Origin of the sequence: Actinosynnema sp. NPDC023658, from assembly GCF_040639995.1 — a bacterium.
GTDB lineage: Bacteria > Actinomycetota > Actinomycetes > Mycobacteriales > Pseudonocardiaceae > Actinosynnema.
On record NZ_JBFAAX010001159.1, the window covers coordinates 1 to 1,635 of the forward strand.

Annotated in this window: 2 protein-coding genes; one reads left to right on the forward strand and one right to left on the reverse strand. The window is 68.2% G+C overall.

Going from position 1 to position 1,635, the window contains the following annotated elements; all coding sequences use genetic code 11:
- Positions 1-313: 313 nt before the first annotated feature.
- Positions 314-703: an HPF/RaiA family ribosome-associated protein gene (locus AB0G02_RS39110; RefSeq protein WP_360805237.1), complete on the reverse strand. Its 390-nt coding sequence runs from the start codon at positions 701-703 to the stop codon at positions 314-316.
- Positions 704-946: 243 nt separating this feature from the next.
- Here AB0G02_RS39110 and AB0G02_RS39115 point away from each other — a divergent pair, with 243 nt between their 5' ends.
- Complete coding sequence (locus AB0G02_RS39115) at positions 947-1,483, forward strand: ATP-binding protein (RefSeq protein ID WP_360805240.1); 537 nt, start codon at positions 947-949, stop codon at positions 1,481-1,483.
- Positions 1,484-1,635 lie beyond the last annotated feature (152 nt).

Consider the following 1,635-nt stretch of genomic DNA (forward strand, 5'->3'; position numbering starts at 1 on the left):
GCCGCGTCGCCAAGGATCAGCACCACCGCGGCGAGCCCGGTGAAGAAGGCCAGGAACGCCCGGAGGCGAGGCAGGTCGTTCCTGCCCAACCTGCGCCTGGCCGAAGGCTCGGAGGGGAACCGATGGCCGGACCGGTTGAGGGCGGCGGACTCCTGGGAACGACGCCAACGGTCACCCGAGGAGTCCGCCGCTCACTGTCCACGTCGGTCGCGAGCCTCGACGGCAGTCGACCCGGTGCAGCACGACGGCTGAGCTGTCGCGGTCAGGAAGCTCGGTGCTCCCCTGCCGCCTTGGTGCTCCCCTGCCGCCTTGGTCAGCCCCGGGGCTCGTCCTCGATCACGCCGACCTGCTCCAGGTCTTCCGGAGGGGGCATGTGACGGATGCTCTCGCTGCCCTTGTGGTCATGAGCGCGGCTGTACCGGGTATCCAGCACCCGTCCCAACTTCTGCGCCGCCCCGGCGTACGCGTCGTCCACGGTGGTCGCGTGGTGGGTGACCGCGACCGGCTGCTTGCCCCCGGGCCGCGCCTCGATGACGCACTTCTTGTCCTCGGGCTTGCTGCCCCCGTCCTCGCTGAGGTGCACCTCCACCCGGGTCAACCACCCGCTGAACCGGGACAGGCTGCTCTCCAGGTCGGTGGCCACGAAGGTGGCCAGCCCTTCGCCACCGTGAATGTTGTGGTCGGTGTTTACCTGGATCTGCATGAACACCCTCCGGACGAGACGACAATGGTATTCGTCGATACCACGGGAGCCGCTGACTCAAACCCCACGTCGTTCAACGGGGTTCGCCCCTCGGCACGAGCGTCGAGTGTGGATCCCCGCCGTCCCATCGTTCGACTGGGGCTACCCGTACCTGCCCGATCTCGACACCATACGCTCCAACTGGGTCGCGGAGCGGAACGCGCGATCGGGGACAATGGGGCTTTCGCACAGCAAGAGGGTGGGATGAGGCGACCAACGCTCTTTCTCGTGGTCGGGCTGCCGGCCACCGGGAAGACCAGTGCTGCGCGACGCCTGGAGAGCGAGCGCAACGCGCTCCGCCTGACGAAGGACGAATGGGTGAAGGCCCTCTACGGGCACGAGAACCCGCCATCGGCCTCCGATGTGATCGAAGGACGGCTCATCGAGATCGGCCTGCGAGCTCTCGAACTGGGCAGCAACGTGGTGATCGACTACGGGTTGTGGGGTCGGGACGAGCGGTCCGCGCTGCGGCAGGCGGCGGCGGACCGCGGCGCGGACGTGGAGATGCGCTACTTCGAGGTGTCCCCCGCAGAGCAGCGAAGACGACTCGACCAGCGCCAAGCCGACGAGCCGGACACCACGTGGCCCATGTCCGACGAGGAACTCGCCAGGTGGGCCGACGTCATCCAGATCCCGACACCAGGCGAACTCGACGGCAGCGAACCCGTTGACGACCCACCGGCCGGATTCACCTCCTGGGACGAGTGGCGCAGGCACCGCTGGCCGCCCTCGGTCTCCTGACCGTTACCGCCCGTCAGCATGTGTGGACGTTCGGAAGCGCCTGAACTGTCGTTTCACCGGCCGCTCCCGCCGCGAAGGCAGGATGCTGACGGCCGACTGGCGGTCTTCCGCGCCCAGCACACCAAGGCGGCGTGGCTCTACAGCTCACCGTC

Excerpts from the sequence above, each read along its gene's own strand:
- AB0G02_RS39110 (WP_360805237.1), bottom strand. The coding sequence starts at position 703 with ATGCAGATCCAGGTAAACACCGACCACAACATTCACGGTGGCGAAGGG.
- AB0G02_RS39115 (WP_360805240.1), top strand. The coding sequence starts at position 947 with ATGAGGCGACCAACGCTCTTTCTCGTGGTCGGGCTGCCGGCCACCGGG.